Here is a 17,158-nt window from a genome sequence, read left to right on the forward strand (position 1 = left end):
CCGAAAGCAAGCGGTCGCCGCGTGAACCTTTGATGACCGGCTCCTACTTACTCTGTGAGGAGCCGCCCATGTCCGACACCGCACATTACCGCTTCCAATCCGATCAGGCCAAACGGCTCGCCCGCCAGGTCACCGACGCCACCGTGCGCGAGAAGCTGCTGGAAATGGCCGAGGAATATGGCCGCTACGCCGACCTGATCGAGGCCCGCTCGGCAGAGCGAGGCGCTGCCGAGGCGGCCGCGCACTAGCGGGGCAATCAATCGTCATCGCCCTCTCGCCGCCTGTTTGGGGAACCCCCGCCCGCCCCACGCCGTTGTTCCGGCATGAGACCAGGCGAAGCCAATCGTAACATGCTGCTGCTGGCCGCCTTTATGCTGCTCAGCGTCGCCGGCGCCGGCCTCGCGGCGATCCTGGATCCGACCCCCGCCCCGGCCAGCGCCAGCCCTCGTCCGGCGGTCGAGCAGGCGCAAATCCCGGTCCGGATCGTCGGTACCCCCTTCATCCCAAACACCAATCCCCGTGAGCGCTGAGCCCCTTCGGGCGGTGTTAATGTCACAATTTTGCCACCGTAGCGTCAAAACGAACGTCTTCGTCAACCATCATCATGGTGAACGCTTGATTCTGCGAAGTTGCTTTGCTGGAATCCGCGCGTTCAAGGTGCGCCATGGATTGGAAGCAGGAACGCGATCTTTTGATCGCACAGACGATGGCCTTCGTGCAGTCGGTGACGGGCAAGCGGCCCGACCCCGAGTTGCTGACGGCTGCCAAGCCGAACGCCATTCCGGCAAAAGCCTCGCCCGTAGTCGCCGCTCCTCCGGCCGCCACTCCGTTGGCCCCTCCTCCATCGGCAGTTGCGCCGTCGAAGGTCGCGCCGCTGAAAGTCACAGTGCAGGCCTCGCCTGAGCCCTCGGTGGCCGCACCATCGCCGATGCCGGTGCCGACCGTGATCGAGGTCCCGCCGGCTCCTGCCGACGTCGCCGAGCCCGATCAGCTGCCGCACTTCGCCAAGCTCGACATCCGCGGCGACTTCCAGTCCGAGGTGCGGGCGCGCGTTGCCAGTTTCCGCGAGAATCAGCAGCGCTTCCTCAAGGAGCGCGAGGAGTACTGCTCCTCCACGATGGACAAGGTGCGCGCCGCGATCCGCGACAACAGCGAGCTGCCGCGCTCCGGCAAGTAGGCGCCTCGGCTTCAGAGTCGCCTGATCTTCTCCAGCACCGGCAGCAAGTGTTTTGCGAACTCGCCGGGATTCTCGCTCATCGGGAAATGGCCGACGCCTTTCATGATCGTGGCCTCGGCGCCAGCGATGCTGCTCGCCACCGCCAACGTCTCTTCCGGCGTGCATGAATAATCGTACTCGCCGGACAACAGGAACAGCGGACAGCGCCTGGTGTCGATCTCGGCGACGCGGGCGCGGATGTCACCGTCGATCTTGTAGAAATAGAGGTCGCCCTTGAACACGCCGGGCCCGCTCTGCATGTAGTGCCACAGCGTTTCCCACTTCTCCCGCTCCGGCGCGTCGGGCCCGACCAGGCCCGAAACGATCGCGGCCGCGACCTCGCCGCCATGCACGTCCGGCCGGTGCAGGAAATTCAAATCGTAATACGGATCGACATGCGCGCCGGCCTGTAGGCCGATGATGGCGCGGAAGCGTTCGGGATGTTCGAGCGCGAGATGCAGAACGATGCGGCCGCCGATCGAGCAGCCCATCACGATCGGCCGGTCGAGCGTGAGCGCGTCGCTCACGCCGAGGATCATCGTCGTGTAATCCGCCGAGGTGAGCTGGTACTCCTCGTCGTGCCAGCCCGAAGGCGGCGACGACTTGCCGTGCCAGGGCATGTCGAAGGCGATGACGCGATGATTGCGGGTGACGCGCGGATCGTTCATCAGGCCGCGATATTGCCGCCCGTCGCTGCCCGCGGTGTGCAGGCAGAGCAGCGGCGTGCCCTCGCCCGCTTCCTCGACATAGATGCGGTGCGCCCGGCCGAACAGATCGAGATGCATGTAGCGGCCGATGATCGGCTCGAATGTCGCACTCATGCCGCGGCTCCGTCACGGCGCAGCTTGGCGAGCGCCTCCTTGAAGTAGCGCAGATTGGCCATGAAGACCTGCAGATCGCCTTCGGCCTTCAGCACCCGGCGCTTGATCAGCGCCATGATGTCGTTGGAGCCCGGCGGCGGTCGCCGCTCGCAGAACCTGTCCCACTCCGCCTCCGTGGTGCGCAGCGCGAAGCACGATGACGGCATCACGAACGGCCCCTTCGTCACCGACGCGATGCGGCCCTCATGCACCGCGATCAGCCAGGCGGTGCGGCCGATCTCGAACAGGAACGTCGTCGTCAAGAAACGGCCGCGCCGTACCAGCGCGGCATCGCCGTTGACCCGCTCCTTCAGCGTTTCGATCATGTGCATCCTCCCCGCTCGCTCGCACCGCGGGCGCTTGTTGTGCGGGCCATGATGAAAGGAATGGGCGGGCCGTCAATCGGCCGCGGCCGCGAGCGGCTACGGCATTTTCGCAGGGAGCCAAACGTCTTCGCCGAGGGGAATCAGAGCCAGGCCCAGACCAGCGCCACGTTCGCGGCGCAGGCCGCGAGCAGCACGGTCGCCAGCGCGAGTTGCACGCGTTCATTGGGGGTCTGCAGGATCGCTCTCATGGGCTGGAGCATCCGGCGATTCTACCCGGAGAGTCCCGGGGATTCTTTTTTGCCGGATTCACCACTCGTTAAGAGACTCAGGCCGGCCCGCGAAAGGTCCGAAATGACTCGCAATTTCAAGTATTTGCTCACGGTTCCGTGAACGGAACGAAGTGGCGACGACCTGAAACTACCGCCGCGGTTCGGCGTTGTCGGTTTTTCGGGGGAGAGGATCGAATGCCCTACGCACTGTTCTATCAGGACGCCAAGCTGAGCAAGGCCTACCCGACCGAAGCCGACGTCTGGACGCTGGCCAGGAAGTCCGGGCTGGTGGTCGATGCCGTCTCCGAGGAGGAGAGCCCGTCGCCGCGCCCCGTGCTGGACAATGACTACGAGATCCGGCCGTGTCAGCTCGAGCCGAACGAAGATCCGGACAAGAACAAGGCCGATGCCGATCGCGAAGAGCGTCTGGAGCCGCGGCTGCATTAGCTCGCCCGCGGGGACGCCTGCAATTTGTGCGCTACGGAATTGCCGTCGCCAGCGAGGCCTGCGCGGAAGCGAGCGGCACGCAGGCCTTCCGACGGTGCAGCCCCCGGATCGCGCCGGTAACCTTGAGCACCTTGCCGGCCGGGCAGGACGGATCCTGTACGAAGACGACCTCGTAGGGCGACAGGGCCAACGGCTCGGATTTGAGGACGGTCTGGGCAAGACACGGCGCGGCGACCGCGGATAAAATCAGCCCTAACGCAAAGCTACGCATGTTTGTTTGTCCACCAGCCCCGGCATTCCCACAATAACGCATCCCGATGAAAGTTCCGTGCAATGCAGGAATTCTTTTTCTGCATTGCACGATCAGGCGTGAACGCCGGCTGAATGCGGACCATCTGCGCAAACAAAAAGGCCGGCGGAAGCCGGCCTTTTCGCATCGATCAAAACCAAACTGACGGTCAGTACCGCGAGCCCGACGGGCCGCCCCAGCCGAACCGGTAGTTCACGCCCAGCTTGACGGTGTGCTCGTCGTTCCGGAAGCTCGCGCCGACGATGTCGGGCGGCCCCGCGCTGAAGGTCGTCTTGCCGAAATTGTAATACTGGTACTCGGCCTTCGCCGACCAGTTCGGGGCGAACATGTATTCGAGACCGGCGCCGACCGTGTAGCCGTCCTTGTGGTTGCCGTCGGTGGTGAAGGCCGTCGGCACGCCGCCGACCAAGGCGTTGATGTTGGTGCTGTCGCGCCAGGCGTAACCGCCCTTGGCGTAAAGCAGCGCCGGACCCCAAGTGTAGCCGAACCGGCCGGTGACCGAGCCGAGCTGGTCGGTATTGCCGGTCACGACGGTACCGCCCGGGAATAGCGTGCCGTTGTTGGAGCCGCCGGTCAGCCAGGAGTACTGCGCCTCGACACCCACCACCCAGTTCGGGGCGAACTGGTAGTCGAAGCCACCCTGCACGCCGCCGAGGAAGCGTGCGTCGCTGCCCATCAGGTTGGTGCCGTCAGTGAAGCCGCCGCCGACATGGCCGCCGATATAGAAGCCGGTCCAGTTATAGACGAGTGCCGGTGCGGTCACCGGCGGTGCCTTGGTATAGGTGCGGGCCGGCATGTCAGCCGCGAACGCAGGGCCCGCAAAAGCGGCCAGCGCGACTGTGCCGAGCAAAAACTTCTTCATCTTTGATCCCCGTTACTTTCGTTGCGCTATCAAGACAAACAACGTGACCTCAATTGGGTTGCTTTGGGGCAATGCCGCAGCTGTGATGGTTCACGAACTGTGACGGTGCCGCAACAAGGCCCGTTTGTTCCTTGGCACAGAAGGTTTTTTCAGCTGTTAAGCAGCCGCAGTTCCGCTGTTAAGACGTCGCAGATCGCTAACATGAGGTTCAAGCCTCGCCGAAAAGTGATCGCGATCTGCCGACGGTCTGGTCACGATCTTGCCGCGACATTTCCACGCGGCCTGCGCCGGCCGGCTCAGCGCGTCATCCTCTCGAGATCGGGAAACGCAGCATAGGACACCCCGGCGCAGGGCTCGCCGGCATTCTCCATCATGCGGTCGAGCCTGCCGTCGACGAACACGATACCGCGCTCGCGGGCCGGACGGTAACTGCCGTCCGAGTCCTTCGCGCTATAGCGCAGGCACACCACGTAGCGCAGCCGGCCGCCCAGCGTGCGCTGCACCGGCTCGGCGACGGCGGCATCGCGCACGCCGACCGGATTGTTCAGATAGGTCCGCATGAATGCCAGGACCTCGGTGCGATAGGTGGCCGGAAACGGCTGGTTGTCCACGCCGCGGTCGGCGGTGAAGCTGACCGGCCCGCTGCCCTCGTCGTTGGTCAGACAGCCTGCGAGCGGAAGCGGAAGCAGCAGCATCGCCGCCAGTTTCGTTGAAATCCGCAAAACGTCGCCCGCTCCTGTTCCCCGGTCGGCGTGTCTTAGACCGCCGGTGGCCGAAAGGGAATTCGCATCTCGGTTATCCGCTAAAGCCCGAGCGCAGTCAGGAAGGCGTCGATCTGCCGTTCGAAGCGGGACCGGTCATAATCCACCACGGCCCGGCGCCAAAGTCCCTGCAGATAGGTGACGATCACCTGCGCGGTGGTCGACGGATCCAGCGACCGCGGCAACGCCCCGTTGTCACGATCCTGGTTCAGGCGCTCGCCGAACAGCTGCTCGAGGGCTTCCAGGCTGGTTCTGGCGCGCGTTCGCAGGCTGGCCTCCACCAGCACGTCTTCGCTCGCCATGGCAGCCAGCATGCAAAGCCGCGACGGCGTACTCGGGATATCGAGGCGATCGAGCACGGCGCGGAAGAATGCGCGAATGCCCTCCGCCGCGGTCGGTGCCGCCGCGAGCGCCTGCAGCCGCGTCTCGACCACGGTTTCCTCGTAGCGCTGCAGGCACGCCAGATAGAGCTGCTTCTTGCTCTTGAGCGTGTTGTAGAAGGAGCCCTCGCCGATCTGCATGACCTTGAGCAGGTCGCGTAGTCCAGTTTCGGTGTAGCCCTTCTTCCAGAACAGCCTGGTGGCCTTGTCGACTGCCCGGTCGTAGTCGAATGCAATCTTGCGCGTCATCCCGCCACCCTAGCGTATTTGTAGCACCCGTTAAAATAATACTTGATGGCCCAAGTGGCCCGGATTATGTTTGTAGCACCTGCTACAAATATGCGTATTCGAGCTGACCCCGGCAGGCATCCAACGGAGTTCACCATGTCTGCCTCTTCCGGTCCGGCCGGCGCGCTGCTGCTGCCGCCTGCGACCGAACGTCCTGTGCCGTTCGAGATCCACGTTCCGCAGGCCGCCATCGACGATTTGCGTCTGCGGCTGAGCCTCGTCAGATGGCCCGACCGCGAGACCGTGGACGGCTGGTCGCAGGGCGTACCGCTGGCAGCGGCGCAATCGCTGGTCGACACCTGGATCCACGGCTACGACTGGCGGAAATGCGAGGCCCGCCTCAACCGCTTCCAACACTTCCGCACCGCGATCGACGGCATCGGCATTCATTTCATCCATGCGCGATCGCCTCACCCGCAGGCACTACCGATCCTGCTCACCCACGGATGGCCCGGCTCCGTGCTCGAATTTCTCGACGTCATCGAACGGTTGACCGATCCGACCAGGTTCGGCGGACGCGCCGAGGATGCATTCCATGTGGTCGTGCCGTCGATCCCGGGCTTCGGCTTCTCCGACCGGCCGACCGCGCCGGGCTGGAATCCGGTGCGCATCGCGCGGGCCTGGGCGACGCTGATACAGGAACGGCTCGGCTACGCGCGCTGGGTGGCGCAGGGCGGCGACTGGGGTTCGGCCATCACGCATGCGATGGCGAGCCAGCGCCCGGCGGGTCTGCTCGCCGCGCACGTCAACCTGCCTCTCGTGGTGCCCGCGATACGCCCCGCGAACCCGAGCGAAGAAGAGCGGCAGGCGCTCGACGACATCGAGCACTTCCTCGACCAGATGGCCGGCTATGCCGACCAGATGAATACGCGGCCGCAAACCATCGGCTACGCGCTGAACGACTCGCCGCTTTCGCTGGCGATGTGGATGTATGAGAAGTTCTGGGAGTGGACCGACAATCGCGGCCGTCCCGAGGACGCCCTCACCCGCGATCAAATGCTCGACGACATTTCGCTCTATTGGTTCACCGGCACCGGAGCCTCGAGCGCGCGGCTGTACTGGGAAGGTGTCGGCAGCACGATCCGCGACAACGGCTTCTTCTCGAGTGCGCGGGCTTCGTCCGACCCGATCGATCTTCCGATGGCGGCGACCATCTTCCCGGCCGAAACCTTTCGTCCGCCGCGCGCCTGGGCCGAAGCGGCGTGGCCGAATCTGTTCTACTGGAACACGGTCGACCACGGCGGACACTTTGCCGCCTTCGAGCAGCCGGAGATCTTCGCCGGCGAAATGTGGCGCGCCTTCAGTGCATTCCGCGGCGACGCCTCGCGGCAATAGCCGATCGCCTGCAAACGCACTCCGGCCCGCCGCCATTGGGGAAGCAATGGCGAACGGGCCGGGTCTGACATCCGCTGACGCGGTGGGGCAATGTGGATCGTAGCGCGCCCGCGGATCAGTTTCAGCCGCGCTTGGCCGGCGCGACGTGCTTGATCGCGACGTGGCCGCGAACGTGCTTGGACGCATGCTTCGGCGACTTCACCTTCAGCATGCCCATGTGATTGTGGTGGTGATGGCGATAATGCTTGTGGTGATCGCGGCCCATCTTGGCATTGGCGTTCAGCACCTTCGACGGCAGCCGCTCGCTCTTGATCACGGGCGCCGTCTTCGTCACCGGCGCCGACGTTGCGGTCTTGCCAGTCTCGGCGGCAAGCGCGGGCGCTGCGATCACGGACATGGCGAGCAGCGCGGCAGAAATCGTCTTCAGCATGAGAGTCTCCTCTTCCACGGGATCGCGAGGTTGGCGGCCGGATGGTCGGCCTCGCCGATCAACGCGGATGACCGTAAGGGCTGCGCGCTGAACCCGATCTGAAACGCGTGGACGGGCTTCATTCATCTGCATGACATCTTTGTCATGTTCCGCGCGTGCAGCAGGGAGCGCATGCGACCGGGATCGCACAGGATTTGCGGATCACGCGGAATCGTCGGGATGTCGGGAATGTTCCGACGCCATGGGTGTTCAAGTCAGCGGGCTTCGGTGTAGGATTACCGAGCACGATCAGAAACGATCAGGAGCGACAGAGAAATGAGCAAGACACGGTTTTTGACCCTCGCAGTGCTCTCGGCGGCCCTTGCGGGCGGCCCGGTCATCTCGGCTTACGCCGCGGGCGGCGACAATCCGTCACCGCCGGCGTCCGACAGCAGCAGCACCAAGGGCAAGAAGGCGAAGAAGGACAAGAGCTCCGCGATCGACGATCAGAAGTTCCTGTCGGGCTATCACGCAGCCTATGCCACGATCTATGACCGCCACGACTACACCAGCGCGATCGCGCAGCTGAAGGCGTTGGGCCAGGACGACCGCGCCGACGTCGCCAACCTGATCGGCTATTCATATCGCAAGCTCGGCGACTACAAGGTCTCGCAGATCTGGTACGAGCGCGCGCTGAAGGCCGATCCCGCCCATGTGCGCACCTGGCAGTATTACGGCCTCTGGCAGGTCGAACAGGGCAACCGTGACCAGGCACAGTATCACCTGAGCAAGATCGCCCAGCTCGCCGGCACCAGCAGCGACGAATACCGCTCGCTCGCCGCCGCGCTGGAGAAGCCGCCGGGCACCGGGCTGGTCTACTGACGACCGTTACCGTCGCATTTCAAGGCATCAGGCCGGCGTAGCCACACTGCGCCGGCCATTTCATTGCTGCGGTAGGATGGGTGGAGCGCAGCGATACCCTTCATTCGCGCGGCGGGCGGCGCCGATGGGTTTCGCTGCGCTCTGCCCATCCTACGGACTCGCGGTCATCGCAGCGACTTATGGATAATGCTCGTTGCGCCGGTCCGGCTTTGGGCGGCTCGCGCCGACCGTGTTGTCCGCATCCGGCTTGGCCGCTTGCTGCGCCTTCTCGATCGGGGGGCCGCTGTTACCGGTCTTCTTGTTGCTGTTCTGGGCCTGGCCCGTGGTCGTCACATTGGCGCCTTGGCTAGTCCCTTGGCTGGCCCCCTGCCCGGCCTCCGCGGCGCCGCCGGCCGAGGGGCCGGAGCTCTGTGCCAGCACGGTTCCGGAAAGCACCAGTGCCGTCATCAGCATTGCCGCGTTGAGTTTCATGGAGACGCCCTTCTACGCGCGAGATGGCATTGCAACGCGCCAGCCCCGATCGCGTTCCGGCCCGGGCAGAGTTAATGATGCCTTACCGGCGGACCGCCGGCGGCAAGGCCGGTCCGCCAGCGCCCGGCCTCTCCTCTTCGCAGATCTTGCTGCGACGATCTGACAGGCGCGTGGAGATTGAGGTAGCGTGTTCGTCCACTTCCGCTCCACGAGATCCAGTTCATGAAAACAGGCCTCGACGGCGTTGTCGCCGCTGAAACCGTGCTCAGCCATTCCGACCCGCAGGCATCCCGGCTTTGGGTCCGCGGCGTGCCGCTCGATAAGGCCGCCCGTGATCTCGGCTATGAGGGCCTGGTCAGCCTGCTGTGGGACGGCTTTGCCGGCGCACTGACGCGCGAGCAGATCATCGCCGCGTTCGGCGCCGGCCGGCAGCGGGCCTTCGATCGTCTCGGTTCGTGGCTGCAGGAGGTGGCGGGAACGGCGGGCGAAGCGACGCGCCAATGCCTCGCGGCGCTGACGAGCGAGAGCACGCCGGCCGACATCGTCGGCGCCCTCACGGTCGGCGTGCCCGCGATCATGCGCCGACAGCGCGGTCTGGCTCCGGTCGCGCCCGATCCGACGCTGACCACCGCGGCGGATTTCCTGAAGATGCTTTCCGGTACGTTGGCCGCGCCCGGCATGGTCGATGCGCTCGACAGCTATTTTGCCGTGGCGGCGGAAAACGGGCTCGGCCCCTCCACGCTCGCCGCGCGGGTCGTCGCCTCGACCGGCGCGAGCCACCCCGCCGCGGTGCTCGCGGCCTATTGCGCCTTCGAAGGTCCGCTGCATGGCGGCGCGCCCGGCCCTGCGCTGACGATGCTCGACGAGGCGCGGGCGAGCGGCAATGTCGCGGCGTGGCTCGACCGCAAGCTCGCCGCCGGCGCGCGCCTCGTCGGCTTCGGCAACCGCGCATTCCCGAACGGCGATCCGCGCGCGGCGCTGCTGGCGGACGCGGTCCGCAAGCTCGGCGGCGACAACGCGCGGCTGCAATTCGCCGCCGAGTTCGAGCGCCTCGCCCTCGCCGCGCTGGCGCGGCACCGTCCGGACAAGCCGCTGCGGCCCAACCTCGAGATCTATGCGGCGCTGCTGCTGGAAGCCTGCGGCATCCCGCGCGACGCCTTCACCCCGACCTTCGCCACCAGTCGCGCCGTCGGCTGGCTCGCGCATGCGATGGAGCAGAAGGCGACCGGACGCATGCTGCGCCCGACGAGCCGCTATGTCGGTCCGGCCTTGAGCGCGTAGACACGCGAGCCCACCGGAATCCTGCTTGCCATTAGTTCCCGGCCGGATCGAAAATATCGCTTTCCCGAAACTATCCCATGTTACTGCGCGACCGCGATTTCATTGCTGTGCTCACGATGCAAACGGAGGACGACGATGGAAACCAAGCGGCGCAATCGAGCCAAACAAACGACGCCTCTCGAAGGACGTCTGTCGCGAGAGGCGCAGCGCCTCCGCAGTGAAGCGCGCCAGACGCCGGACGGGTCGGCGCGCGAAAGCCTGATCAGACGGGCCCGTCAGATGGACGAAGCGCGCGAAATGAGTGAAGCCCTGACGCTGCATCCGCGCGCCTCCTGATGCGCCGCATGGACGGCACGCGAGAATAGGAACCTCTTGCCGATTTTTCCCGTTTTATCTCCGGCCGCCATGACGGCCTTGGAGGAGAATGACAATGAAGATGAAAGCTATTCTCGCAGCGTCGATCGCCGTCGCCTTCGTCGCGCCGGCATTCGCGGCCGACGAATTCTACGTCGTGCAGGACGCCAAGACGAAATCCTGCACGGTGGTCGACAAGAAGCCGGTGGAAACCACCACGACGGTGGTCAGTCCCTCGGGCACCATCTACAAGACCCGCGCCGAAGCCGAGACCGGCATGAAGACCATCAAGGTCTGTTCGTCGCACTAGCACACCGGGCGGCAAAATCTATCTGATCGGCCATCTTCACTGATGACCCGAACATCCGCGACGGAATTCGCCGGCTCACAGTGAGCCGGCGTTTTTGCGTGATCGCCCCGTGCGCCGACCTCGTCCAGCCGATTGCAGACGATGGCGCCGGGTCGAGCCCGCGCCCTGATCGTCTTTGTCCAGGTTGTCCTTAGCCGATGTTTTTACTGATCACGAGCCGAAGGTCGCATCGCGCCTTTGGAACTGACGGCGTTTGCGGATCATTGCAGTACGCAGATGACGCGGAGCGGCACGCGACTGACGGGTTCAAGCAACGTGGAAGCACGATGCACAGAGATGCGCTGATGGACGAGTTGAGGCGGATTGAGCGCGATGTTGTCGAGGGCGAACGGCGTCTCGCCGAACGTGAGGCGCTGCTGATTGAAATGAAGCGACGGAACGAAGACACCACCAGGATCCAAGGCGAGCTTGAAGTACTGCGCCGAAATCAACTCGATCAGGAACAGGACCGCCAGCGCCTGCTGTCGCTTCTGCATCCCTAGACGATGATCATCCTCGCAGGACGCGCTGCGCCCTTGGCCGCCTATCCGCGAGGCCGCGCCATCCCCGCCCGCTTGATCGCCGAGAGCAGGATATCGCTGTCCGAGGCAAGGAAATCGATCAGGCGCCTGGCCGTGTCAGGCGTTTCGGCGCCGTTGACGATGGCGGCCGTGAAGGTTTGGACGAGTTGAAGGTTTGCGGGCAGCAGGCCGACCATTTCGATTCCGCTCTCCTGCACCAGTTCGCTGGTCGGCCCGATCGAGAAATTCGCCTTGCCCGCGCGAAGCGCCTCGGCGGCCTCGGTGCCACGCGCCTCGAGGGTGAGCCTGACCGTGTCGGGCAAGTTCAGCTTCGGGAAAACCTTGTCGCGAACGTACTGACCGCTCGTGCTGCTGGGCGCCACCACGTCGCCCGCGTGGATCAGGGCCTGCCTGAAGGCGGCCTCATTGCCGATGTCCGGCTTGGGAGAGCCCGAGCGAACCGCCGCACCCAACGGAGCCGTAGCCAGCCCCGCTTCGGACCCCGCACGAATCCGCCCGTCTTCGTGCAGCGTTCGAAGTCCTTCCCGCGACAGGATGACCACGTCCGCCCTGGCGCCGTTGGCGAGCTGGTGCCGGATCGTTTTCGGACCGGTGCCCTCCGACGCGCCGGATCCGGTTTCCACCTTGATGCCCGTGCTGCGCTCGAATTCAGGAAGCACGTCGCGATAGACCGCGGCGAAACCGCCCGAAATGATCACCTTGATCGTCGCTCCGGTACCGTCGCCTGCCGGCGTCGAGGCAGCTTGCTCAGTCATTGCGTATTCCCCTGCGTGCTGCGGCGAAACTAGCATCGTCAGGCAGCCTGACAAGGCTTCGCGTCGGCACCCCGAGCCCAAATCCCTTCACGATGGCGAAGATCGCCGGGATCACGATCAGCGTCAGCAAGGTCGACGAGATCATGCCGCCGATCATCGGCACCGCGATGCGCTGCATGATCTCCGAGCCGGTGCCGCTGCTCCACATGATCGGCAGCAGCCCCGCCATGATCGCGACCACCGTCATCATCTTCGGCCGGACGCGCTCGACCGCGCCCTCGATGATCGCGCGGTGCAGGTCCTGGCGATCGATCGTGCGCCCCTCGGCGGCCCGGCGCGCCGTCACCGCCGCCAGCGCATGGTTGAGGTAGATCAGCATCACCACGCCGGTTTCGGCGGCGACGCCGGCGAGCGCGATGAAGCCGACCACGACCGCAACCGACAGATTGAAGCCGAGCCACCACATCAGCCAGAGGCCGCCGACCAGCGCGAACGGCAGCGACAGCATCACGATCATTGTCTCGGCGACGGAGCGGAAGTTGAGATAGAGCAGCAGGAAGATGATCGTCAGCGTTACCGGCACCACGATCCTGAGCCGCGCCGCGGCGCGTTCCAGATATTCGTATTGTCCGCTCCAGACCAGATAGGTGCCCTGCGGAAACTGGACGCCCGTCTGCACCGCGCGCTGCGCGTCCGCGACATAGCCGCCGAGATCGCGGTCGCGGATGTCGACATAGATGTAGGTCGCGAGCTGACCGTTCTCGGTGCGGATCGAGCTCGGGCCGCGCGCCGGCTTGACGTCGGCGACCTCGCCGAGCGGAACGGCGCCGCCCGCCGGCATCGGCACCAGGATGTCGCTGGCGATCGCCTGCGGATTGTCGCGCAGGTCGCGCGGATAGCGCATGTTGACGGTGAAGCGCTGGCGGCCTTCCACCGTCGTGGTCACGCTCTGGCCGCCGAGCGCCGTCGCGATCGTGTCCTGCACGTCCTGCACCGCGATGCCGTAACGCGCCAGCGCCTCGCGGTTCGGCGTGATCTCGAGATAGTAGCCGCCGAGACTGCGCTCGGCATAGGCCGACGCGGTGCCGGGCACGGTGCGCAGCACCTGCTCGACCTGGCGCGCCAGCCTGTCGATCACGGCAAGGTCCGGGCCGATCACCTTGACGCCGACCGGCGTGCGGATGCCGGTCGACAGCATGTCGATGCGTGCCTTGATCGGCATGGTCCAGGCGTTGGAGACGCCGGGAAACTGCAGCGCCTTGTCCATCTCGGCGATCAGGCTGCTGGTGGTGACGCCCTTGCGCCATTCCTGCTTCGGCTTGAGGTTGACGATGGTCTCGAACATTTCCGGCGGCGCCGGATCGGTCGCCGTCGCGGCGCGGCCGGCCTTGCCGTAGACCGAGGCGACCTCCGGAAAGCCCCTGATGATGCGGTCCTGCATCTGCATCAGTTCGGATGCCTTGGTCACCGAGATGCCCGGCAGCGTGGTCGGCATATAGAGCAACGTGCCCTCGTCGAGGTCGGGCATGAACTCGGTGCCGAGCTGCCGCGCCGGCCAGGCCGAAACCGCGAGCGCGCCGAGCGCCAACAGGATCACCAGCGTCTTGGCCCGCAGCACGCCGTTGATCACCGGACGGTAGATAAAGATCAGGAAGCGATTGATCGGGTTCCTGTGCTCCGGAATGATCTTGCCGCGGACGAAGATGACCATCAGCGCCGGCACCAGGGTGACCGAGAGCAGCGCCGCCGCCGCCATCGCAAAGGTTTTGGTGAAGGCGAGCGGCGAGAACAGCCGCCCCTCCTGGGATTCCAGCGTGAAGATCGGCATGAACGACACGGTGATGATCAGGAGGCTGAAGAACAGCGCCGGGCCGACCTCCGCGGCCGCCTCGATCAGGATCGTGACCCGCGAGCGGCCCGGTTCGGCGCGCTCCAGATGCTTGTGCGCGTTCTCGATCATCACGATCGCCGCGTCGATCATGGCGCCGATCGCGATCGCGATGCCGCCCAGACTCATGATGTTGGAGCCGATCCCGAAGGACTTCATGGCGCCGAACGCCATCAGCACGCCGACCGGCAGCATCAGGATCGCGACCAGTGCGCTGCGGACATGCAGCAGGAACACGATGCAGACCAGCGCGACCACGATGCTCTCCTCGACCAGCGTGCGCTTGAGCGTGTCGATCGCCGCATAAATCAAACTGGAGCGGTCATAGACCGGCACGATCTCGACCGATGCCGGCAGGCTGGTCGCGATCTCCTTGAACCGCTTCTTGACGTTCTCGATCACGTCGAGCGCGTTCATGCCGAAGCGCTGCAGCACGATGCCGCTGGCGACCTCGCCCTCGCCGTTCAGCTCGGTGATGCCGCGCCGCTCGTCGGGACCGAGCTCGACGCGGGCGACGTCGCGCAGCAGCACCGGTGTGCCGCCATCGGTCTTCAGCACGATGTTGCCGAGATCGTTGACGTCCTTCAGGTAGCCCTTGCCGCGGATCACATATTCGAATTCGGACAGCTCGACGGTGCGGCCACCGACGTCTGCATTGCTGGCGCGGATCGCCTCGCGCATCCGCTGCATGGTGATGCCGCGGTCGCGCATCCGCTGCGGATCGAGGATGACGTTGTACTGCTTGACGAAGCCGCCGACGCTGGCGACTTCGGCGACGCCCTCGGCCCTGGCGAGTGCGAACTTCAGATTCCAGTCCTGAAGCGAGCGCGTGTCGGCGAGGTTCAGCTGCTTCGACATCACCGCATACTGGTAGACCCAGCCCACCCCGGTCGCATCGGGACCGATGGTCGGCGTCACGCCGGCCGGTAGCCGCGCCGCGGCCCCGTTCAGGAATTCCAGCACACGCGAGCGCGCCCAGTAGATGTCGGTGCCGTCCTCGAAGATCACGTAGACGAAGGAGACGCCGAAGAACGAGAAGCCGCGGACCACCTTGGACTTCGGCACCGTCAGCATCGCGGTCGCCAGGGGATAGGTGACCTGGTCCTCGATCACCTGCGGCGCCTGGCCGGGATATTCGGTGTAGACGATCACCTGGGTGTCGGAGAGATCCGGGATCGCATCGAGCGGCAGATGCAGGAGCGCGTAGAGGCCGGTGGCTGCGGCAAAGCCGGTGCCGAACAGCACCAGCAACAGGTTGCGCGCCGACCAGGCGATGACACGGGCGATCATTGCCGTTCTCCCGCTGCCATCGCACCGTTGCCTGCGTCCGGCGGCGGCGCCGCACCCGCGGCAAAGCCCTTGATCGCTGCCTTCAGATTGCTCTCGGCATCGATCAGGAAGGTCGCCGCGGTGACGACCGGATCGCCTTGCGCAATGCCGTCCCGGATCTCGACATACCCCCCGCCGCGCCGCCCGAGCTTCACTTCGCGCGGCTCGAACCGTCCCTTGCCGCGGTCGAGCAGCACGGTCTGGCGGCTGCCGGTGTCGAGCACGGAGTTCTCCGCCACCGACAGTACCGGGGCGTCGCTGCCGGTGTCGATCTCGGCATCGACGTACATGTCCGGCAGCAGCGCGAGGTCGGCATTCGAAAGCTCGATCCGCACCCGCGCGGTGCGCGTCTCCTTGTTGACCTGCGGATAGATCACGCTGATCCGTCCCTCGAACCGCCGGCCGGGATAGCTGCGCGTGCGCACCGTGACCTGTTGCCCGACGACGATGCTGCCGAGATCGCGCTCGGCGACATCGGCCAGCGCCCACACCACCGAAACGTCGGCGACGCGGAACAGCACATCGCCCGGCTGGGCACGCATGCCCTCGATCGCGGCACGTTGCAGCACGATGCCGTCGCGCGGCGACGACCAGGGAATCGTGATCGGAACGGTCTTGCTCTTCTCCATCTCAGCGATCACGGCCGCCGGGACGTCGAGATTGAGCAGCCGCTGCCGCGAGCCGCGCCCGTAGGGCTCGATCCCCGCCGTTGCCTTCGAAGTCATGGTCGCAACATATTCGGCAGCAGCCGACGACACCGCCGGGCTGTAGATCTCCATCAGCGGCTGGCCACGCGTAACGCGGCTGCCGGTGGTGACATCGGCGACTTTCTGGACGTAACTTTCGGCCCGCATCGCGATCACCGAGACGCGCCGCTCGTCGAGCTGGATGGTGCCGGGCGCGCGGACCAGCGTTTTGATCCGGCGCATCTCGGCGGCTTCCGACGTGACGCCGGTGCGCTGGATCCGGCCCGGCGACAACGTGACGGCGCCGTCGTCGCTGTCCTCACCGTCATAGACCGGGATGTAGTCCATCCCCATGGAGTCCTTCTTCGGCACCGGCGAGGTGTCGGCGAGCCCCATCGGGTTGCGATAATATTTGACCTTGCGCTCGTCCTTCGCGGCGGACGCGGTCACGCCCGCGGACGCGCCGGTGCCGGCATCGTCGTCCGCACGCACCGGCAGATAATCGCGGCCATCAGGCGTCTTTGCCGGCGTCGCCGAGTACAGCGGCTTGCCGTCCGGATCGCGGTAATAGATCGGCGCATCGCCCTCCGCGGCATGCGCGGCGGAGACGATGGCAGCGGTCATCGGCCGCGGCGGCAGGCCGCGCGCGGTCCATGCAACGCCGGCCGCGACGGCAATCGCCGCGGTAGCGCCGGCCCATGCAAGGCGGCTCATTTGTCGGCCGTGACGACGAGCTTGTTCTCGACCGAGCCGGTCTCGCCCTGCACCTTGGCGCTGAGCGACAGCTGCCAGCGTCCCTCCATGCCGAAGGTCGCCTTGAACCGGTAGGTGCCGGGCTCGGTCGGCGGCATCGGCGTCACCTTGGTGGCCATCTCCTGCATGCCGTCGGGCGCCATGTCGAGGCGCGTCGCGAAGACGACCGCGTCGGGCACGGATTTGCCTGTGGTCTTGTCGACCAATCGCACCGTGACGATGCGATCGGCCCCGGCCTTCACGGTCGGCTGCACGAGCTGGAATTCATAGTTCTTGATCTCGGCGTGGGCGGGTGCGCCCGCGAGGGCAGCGCCGATCAGCGCGGCGGCAGCGGCGCGCGCGAAGTGAAGAGTCTTCATGGTTGTTTTTCCTCGATACGTCTGATGCGCCGCGTATGCGGCATGC

Annotated in this window: 22 protein-coding genes; 9 read left to right on the plus strand and 13 right to left on the minus strand. The window is 65.6% G+C overall.

Annotation, left to right across the window (positions count from 1 at the left end):
* Positions 1-68: 68 nt before the first annotated feature.
* From JQ633_RS21490 to JQ633_RS21500, 3 genes are all read left to right on the plus strand, one after another.
* A complete protein-coding gene (locus JQ633_RS21490) occupies positions 69-248 on the plus strand; it encodes a hypothetical protein (RefSeq protein WP_211987067.1) in 180 nt (59 codons plus the stop codon).
* Between the two features lie 102 nt (positions 249-350).
* Positions 351-530: a hypothetical protein gene (locus JQ633_RS21495; RefSeq protein WP_249159520.1), complete on the plus strand. Its 180-nt coding sequence runs from the start codon at positions 351-353 to the stop codon at positions 528-530.
* Between the two features lie 134 nt (positions 531-664).
* A complete protein-coding gene (locus JQ633_RS21500; RefSeq protein ID WP_211987069.1) occupies positions 665-1,177 on the plus strand; it encodes a hypothetical protein in 513 nt (170 codons plus the stop codon).
* A gap of 11 nt (positions 1,178-1,188) precedes the next feature.
* Here the strand turns inward: JQ633_RS21500 and JQ633_RS21505 are convergent, their stop codons facing one another.
* Together JQ633_RS21505 and JQ633_RS21510 are read right to left on the minus strand one after the other, a co-directional pair.
* Positions 1,189-2,037 (minus strand): alpha/beta fold hydrolase, encoded by an 849-nt coding sequence (locus tag JQ633_RS21505; protein WP_211987070.1) that lies wholly within the window; start codon positions 2,035-2,037, stop codon positions 1,189-1,191.
* Positions 2,034-2,402: a hypothetical protein gene (locus JQ633_RS21510; protein ID WP_249159521.1), complete on the minus strand. Its 369-nt coding sequence runs from the start codon at positions 2,400-2,402 to the stop codon at positions 2,034-2,036. The genes JQ633_RS21505 and JQ633_RS21510 overlap by 4 nt, the downstream gene beginning before the upstream one ends.
* 464 nt (positions 2,403-2,866) lie before the next feature.
* Here JQ633_RS21510 and JQ633_RS21515 point away from each other — a divergent pair, with 464 nt between their 5' ends.
* Complete coding sequence (locus JQ633_RS21515; RefSeq protein ID WP_211987071.1) at positions 2,867-3,118, plus strand: hypothetical protein; 252 nt, start codon at positions 2,867-2,869, stop codon at positions 3,116-3,118.
* A 31-nt stretch (positions 3,119-3,149) separates the two neighbouring features.
* On the opposite strand, the gene JQ633_RS21520 is transcribed toward JQ633_RS21515, so the two are convergent.
* The 4 genes from JQ633_RS21520 to JQ633_RS21535 all read right to left on the minus strand — a co-directional run bounded on the left by JQ633_RS21520 (position 3,150) and on the right by JQ633_RS21535 (position 5,680).
* Positions 3,150-3,389, minus strand: a complete 240-nt coding sequence (locus JQ633_RS21520; RefSeq protein WP_211987072.1) for a DUF6719 family protein — start codon at positions 3,387-3,389, stop codon at positions 3,150-3,152.
* 187 nt (positions 3,390-3,576) lie between these two features.
* On the minus strand, positions 3,577-4,290 hold the full coding sequence (locus JQ633_RS21525) for an outer membrane protein (RefSeq protein WP_211987073.1): 714 nt from the start codon (positions 4,288-4,290) through the stop codon (positions 3,577-3,579).
* A 296-nt stretch (positions 4,291-4,586) separates the two neighbouring features.
* Positions 4,587-4,985: a hypothetical protein gene (locus JQ633_RS21530; protein WP_249159522.1), complete on the minus strand. Its 399-nt coding sequence runs from the start codon at positions 4,983-4,985 to the stop codon at positions 4,587-4,589.
* Positions 4,986-5,092: 107 nt separating this feature from the next.
* Complete coding sequence (locus tag JQ633_RS21535) at positions 5,093-5,680, minus strand: TetR/AcrR family transcriptional regulator (protein ID WP_211987075.1); 588 nt, start codon at positions 5,678-5,680, stop codon at positions 5,093-5,095.
* A gap of 135 nt (positions 5,681-5,815) precedes the next feature.
* Here JQ633_RS21535 and JQ633_RS21540 point away from each other — a divergent pair, with 135 nt between their 5' ends.
* Positions 5,816-7,054: an epoxide hydrolase family protein gene (locus JQ633_RS21540; protein WP_249159523.1), complete on the plus strand. Its 1,239-nt coding sequence runs from the start codon at positions 5,816-5,818 to the stop codon at positions 7,052-7,054.
* A 121-nt stretch (positions 7,055-7,175) separates the two neighbouring features.
* On the opposite strand, the gene JQ633_RS21545 is transcribed toward JQ633_RS21540, so the two are convergent.
* Positions 7,176-7,484, minus strand: a complete 309-nt coding sequence (locus JQ633_RS21545; protein WP_249159524.1) for a His-rich protein BRANT — start codon at positions 7,482-7,484, stop codon at positions 7,176-7,178.
* 315 nt (positions 7,485-7,799) lie between these two features.
* Between JQ633_RS21545 and JQ633_RS21550 the strand changes: the two genes are divergently transcribed.
* A complete protein-coding gene (locus JQ633_RS21550) occupies positions 7,800-8,345 on the plus strand; it encodes a tetratricopeptide repeat protein (RefSeq protein ID WP_211987077.1) in 546 nt (181 codons plus the stop codon).
* Positions 8,346-8,522: 177 nt separating this feature from the next.
* Here the strand turns inward: JQ633_RS21550 and JQ633_RS21555 are convergent, their stop codons facing one another.
* Positions 8,523-8,816, minus strand: a complete 294-nt coding sequence (locus JQ633_RS21555; RefSeq protein ID WP_211987078.1) for a hypothetical protein — start codon at positions 8,814-8,816, stop codon at positions 8,523-8,525.
* Between the two features lie 222 nt (positions 8,817-9,038).
* Here JQ633_RS21555 and JQ633_RS21560 point away from each other — a divergent pair, with 222 nt between their 5' ends.
* The 3 genes from JQ633_RS21560 (at position 9,039) to JQ633_RS21570 (ending at position 10,761) form a co-directional block, all read left to right on the plus strand.
* Positions 9,039-10,097 (plus strand): citrate/2-methylcitrate synthase, encoded by a 1,059-nt coding sequence (locus JQ633_RS21560; RefSeq protein ID WP_211987079.1) that lies wholly within the window; start codon positions 9,039-9,041, stop codon positions 10,095-10,097.
* 135 nt (positions 10,098-10,232) lie between these two features.
* A complete protein-coding gene (locus tag JQ633_RS21565) occupies positions 10,233-10,433 on the plus strand; it encodes a hypothetical protein (RefSeq protein WP_211987080.1) in 201 nt (66 codons plus the stop codon).
* Between the two features lie 94 nt (positions 10,434-10,527).
* Positions 10,528-10,761, plus strand: a complete 234-nt coding sequence (locus tag JQ633_RS21570) for a hypothetical protein (protein ID WP_211987081.1) — start codon at positions 10,528-10,530, stop codon at positions 10,759-10,761.
* A gap of 260 nt (positions 10,762-11,021) precedes the next feature.
* Here JQ633_RS21570 and JQ633_RS21575 read toward each other — a convergent pair whose 3' ends face one another.
* From JQ633_RS21575 to JQ633_RS21595, 5 genes are read right to left on the minus strand one after another with little or no spacing between them, the layout of a single operon-like run.
* Positions 11,022-11,297: a hypothetical protein gene (locus tag JQ633_RS21575; RefSeq protein ID WP_211987082.1), complete on the minus strand. Its 276-nt coding sequence runs from the start codon at positions 11,295-11,297 to the stop codon at positions 11,022-11,024.
* 47 nt (positions 11,298-11,344) lie between these two features.
* A complete protein-coding gene (locus tag JQ633_RS21580; protein ID WP_211987083.1) occupies positions 11,345-12,097 on the minus strand; it encodes a substrate-binding domain-containing protein in 753 nt (250 codons plus the stop codon).
* The gene (locus JQ633_RS21585; RefSeq protein ID WP_249159525.1) at positions 12,090-15,275 is read right to left on the minus strand and encodes an efflux RND transporter permease subunit; all 3,186 of its coding nucleotides are present in this window, start codon (positions 15,273-15,275) and stop codon (positions 12,090-12,092) included. Before JQ633_RS21585 ends, JQ633_RS21580 begins: the two co-directional genes overlap by 8 nt.
* On the minus strand, positions 15,272-16,714 hold the full coding sequence (locus tag JQ633_RS21590) for an efflux RND transporter periplasmic adaptor subunit (protein WP_211987084.1): 1,443 nt from the start codon (positions 16,712-16,714) through the stop codon (positions 15,272-15,274). Before JQ633_RS21590 ends, JQ633_RS21585 begins: the two co-directional genes overlap by 4 nt.
* Complete coding sequence (locus tag JQ633_RS21595; RefSeq protein WP_211987085.1) at positions 16,711-17,112, minus strand: FixH family protein; 402 nt, start codon at positions 17,110-17,112, stop codon at positions 16,711-16,713. Before JQ633_RS21595 ends, JQ633_RS21590 begins: the two co-directional genes overlap by 4 nt.
* Between the last annotated feature and the right edge of the window lie 46 nt (positions 17,113-17,158).

This window comes from Bradyrhizobium tropiciagri, assembly GCF_018130505.1.
Classification (GTDB): Bacteria; Pseudomonadota; Alphaproteobacteria; order Rhizobiales; family Xanthobacteraceae; genus Bradyrhizobium; species Bradyrhizobium tropiciagri_B.

What these genes read in the sequence shown, in the direction of transcription:
- JQ633_RS21555 (WP_211987078.1), bottom strand. Translation starts at nt 8,816, where the DNA reads ATGAAACTCAACGCGGCAATGCTGATGACGGCACTGGTGCTTTCCGGA.
- JQ633_RS21525 (WP_211987073.1), bottom strand. Translation starts at nt 4,290, where the DNA reads ATGAAGAAGTTTTTGCTCGGCACAGTCGCGCTGGCCGCTTTTGCGGGC.
- JQ633_RS21520 (WP_211987072.1), bottom strand. Translation starts at nt 3,389, where the DNA reads ATGCGTAGCTTTGCGTTAGGGCTGATTTTATCCGCGGTCGCCGCGCCG.
- JQ633_RS21500 (WP_211987069.1), top strand. Translation starts at nt 665, where the DNA reads ATGGATTGGAAGCAGGAACGCGATCTTTTGATCGCACAGACGATGGCC.
- JQ633_RS21505 (WP_211987070.1), bottom strand. Translation starts at nt 2,037, where the DNA reads ATGAGTGCGACATTCGAGCCGATCATCGGCCGCTACATGCATCTCGAT.
- JQ633_RS21570 (WP_211987081.1), top strand. Translation starts at nt 10,528, where the DNA reads ATGAAGATGAAAGCTATTCTCGCAGCGTCGATCGCCGTCGCCTTCGTC.
- JQ633_RS21585 (WP_249159525.1), bottom strand. Translation starts at nt 15,275, where the DNA reads ATGATCGCCCGTGTCATCGCCTGGTCGGCGCGCAACCTGTTGCTGGTG.
- JQ633_RS21515 (WP_211987071.1), top strand. Translation starts at nt 2,867, where the DNA reads ATGCCCTACGCACTGTTCTATCAGGACGCCAAGCTGAGCAAGGCCTAC.
- JQ633_RS21510 (WP_249159521.1), bottom strand. Translation starts at nt 2,402, where the DNA reads ATGATCGAAACGCTGAAGGAGCGGGTCAACGGCGATGCCGCGCTGGTA.
- JQ633_RS21530 (WP_249159522.1), bottom strand. Translation starts at nt 4,985, where the DNA reads ATGCTGCTGCTTCCGCTTCCGCTCGCAGGCTGTCTGACCAACGACGAG.
- JQ633_RS21535 (WP_211987075.1), bottom strand. Translation starts at nt 5,680, where the DNA reads ATGACGCGCAAGATTGCATTCGACTACGACCGGGCAGTCGACAAGGCC.
- JQ633_RS21590 (WP_211987084.1), bottom strand. Translation starts at nt 16,714, where the DNA reads ATGAGCCGCCTTGCATGGGCCGGCGCTACCGCGGCGATTGCCGTCGCG.
- JQ633_RS21595 (WP_211987085.1), bottom strand. Translation starts at nt 17,112, where the DNA reads ATGAAGACTCTTCACTTCGCGCGCGCCGCTGCCGCCGCGCTGATCGGC.
- JQ633_RS21495 (WP_249159520.1), top strand. Translation starts at nt 351, where the DNA reads ATGCTGCTGCTGGCCGCCTTTATGCTGCTCAGCGTCGCCGGCGCCGGC.
- JQ633_RS21560 (WP_211987079.1), top strand. Translation starts at nt 9,039, where the DNA reads ATGAAAACAGGCCTCGACGGCGTTGTCGCCGCTGAAACCGTGCTCAGC.
- JQ633_RS21540 (WP_249159523.1), top strand. Translation starts at nt 5,816, where the DNA reads ATGTCTGCCTCTTCCGGTCCGGCCGGCGCGCTGCTGCTGCCGCCTGCG.
- JQ633_RS21575 (WP_211987082.1), bottom strand. Translation starts at nt 11,297, where the DNA reads ATGCAGAAGCGACAGCAGGCGCTGGCGGTCCTGTTCCTGATCGAGTTG.
- JQ633_RS21545 (WP_249159524.1), bottom strand. Translation starts at nt 7,484, where the DNA reads ATGCTGAAGACGATTTCTGCCGCGCTGCTCGCCATGTCCGTGATCGCA.
- JQ633_RS21490 (WP_211987067.1), top strand. Translation starts at nt 69, where the DNA reads ATGTCCGACACCGCACATTACCGCTTCCAATCCGATCAGGCCAAACGG.
- JQ633_RS21550 (WP_211987077.1), top strand. Translation starts at nt 7,800, where the DNA reads ATGAGCAAGACACGGTTTTTGACCCTCGCAGTGCTCTCGGCGGCCCTT.
- JQ633_RS21580 (WP_211987083.1), bottom strand. Translation starts at nt 12,097, where the DNA reads ATGACTGAGCAAGCTGCCTCGACGCCGGCAGGCGACGGTACCGGAGCG.
- JQ633_RS21565 (WP_211987080.1), top strand. Translation starts at nt 10,233, where the DNA reads ATGGAAACCAAGCGGCGCAATCGAGCCAAACAAACGACGCCTCTCGAA.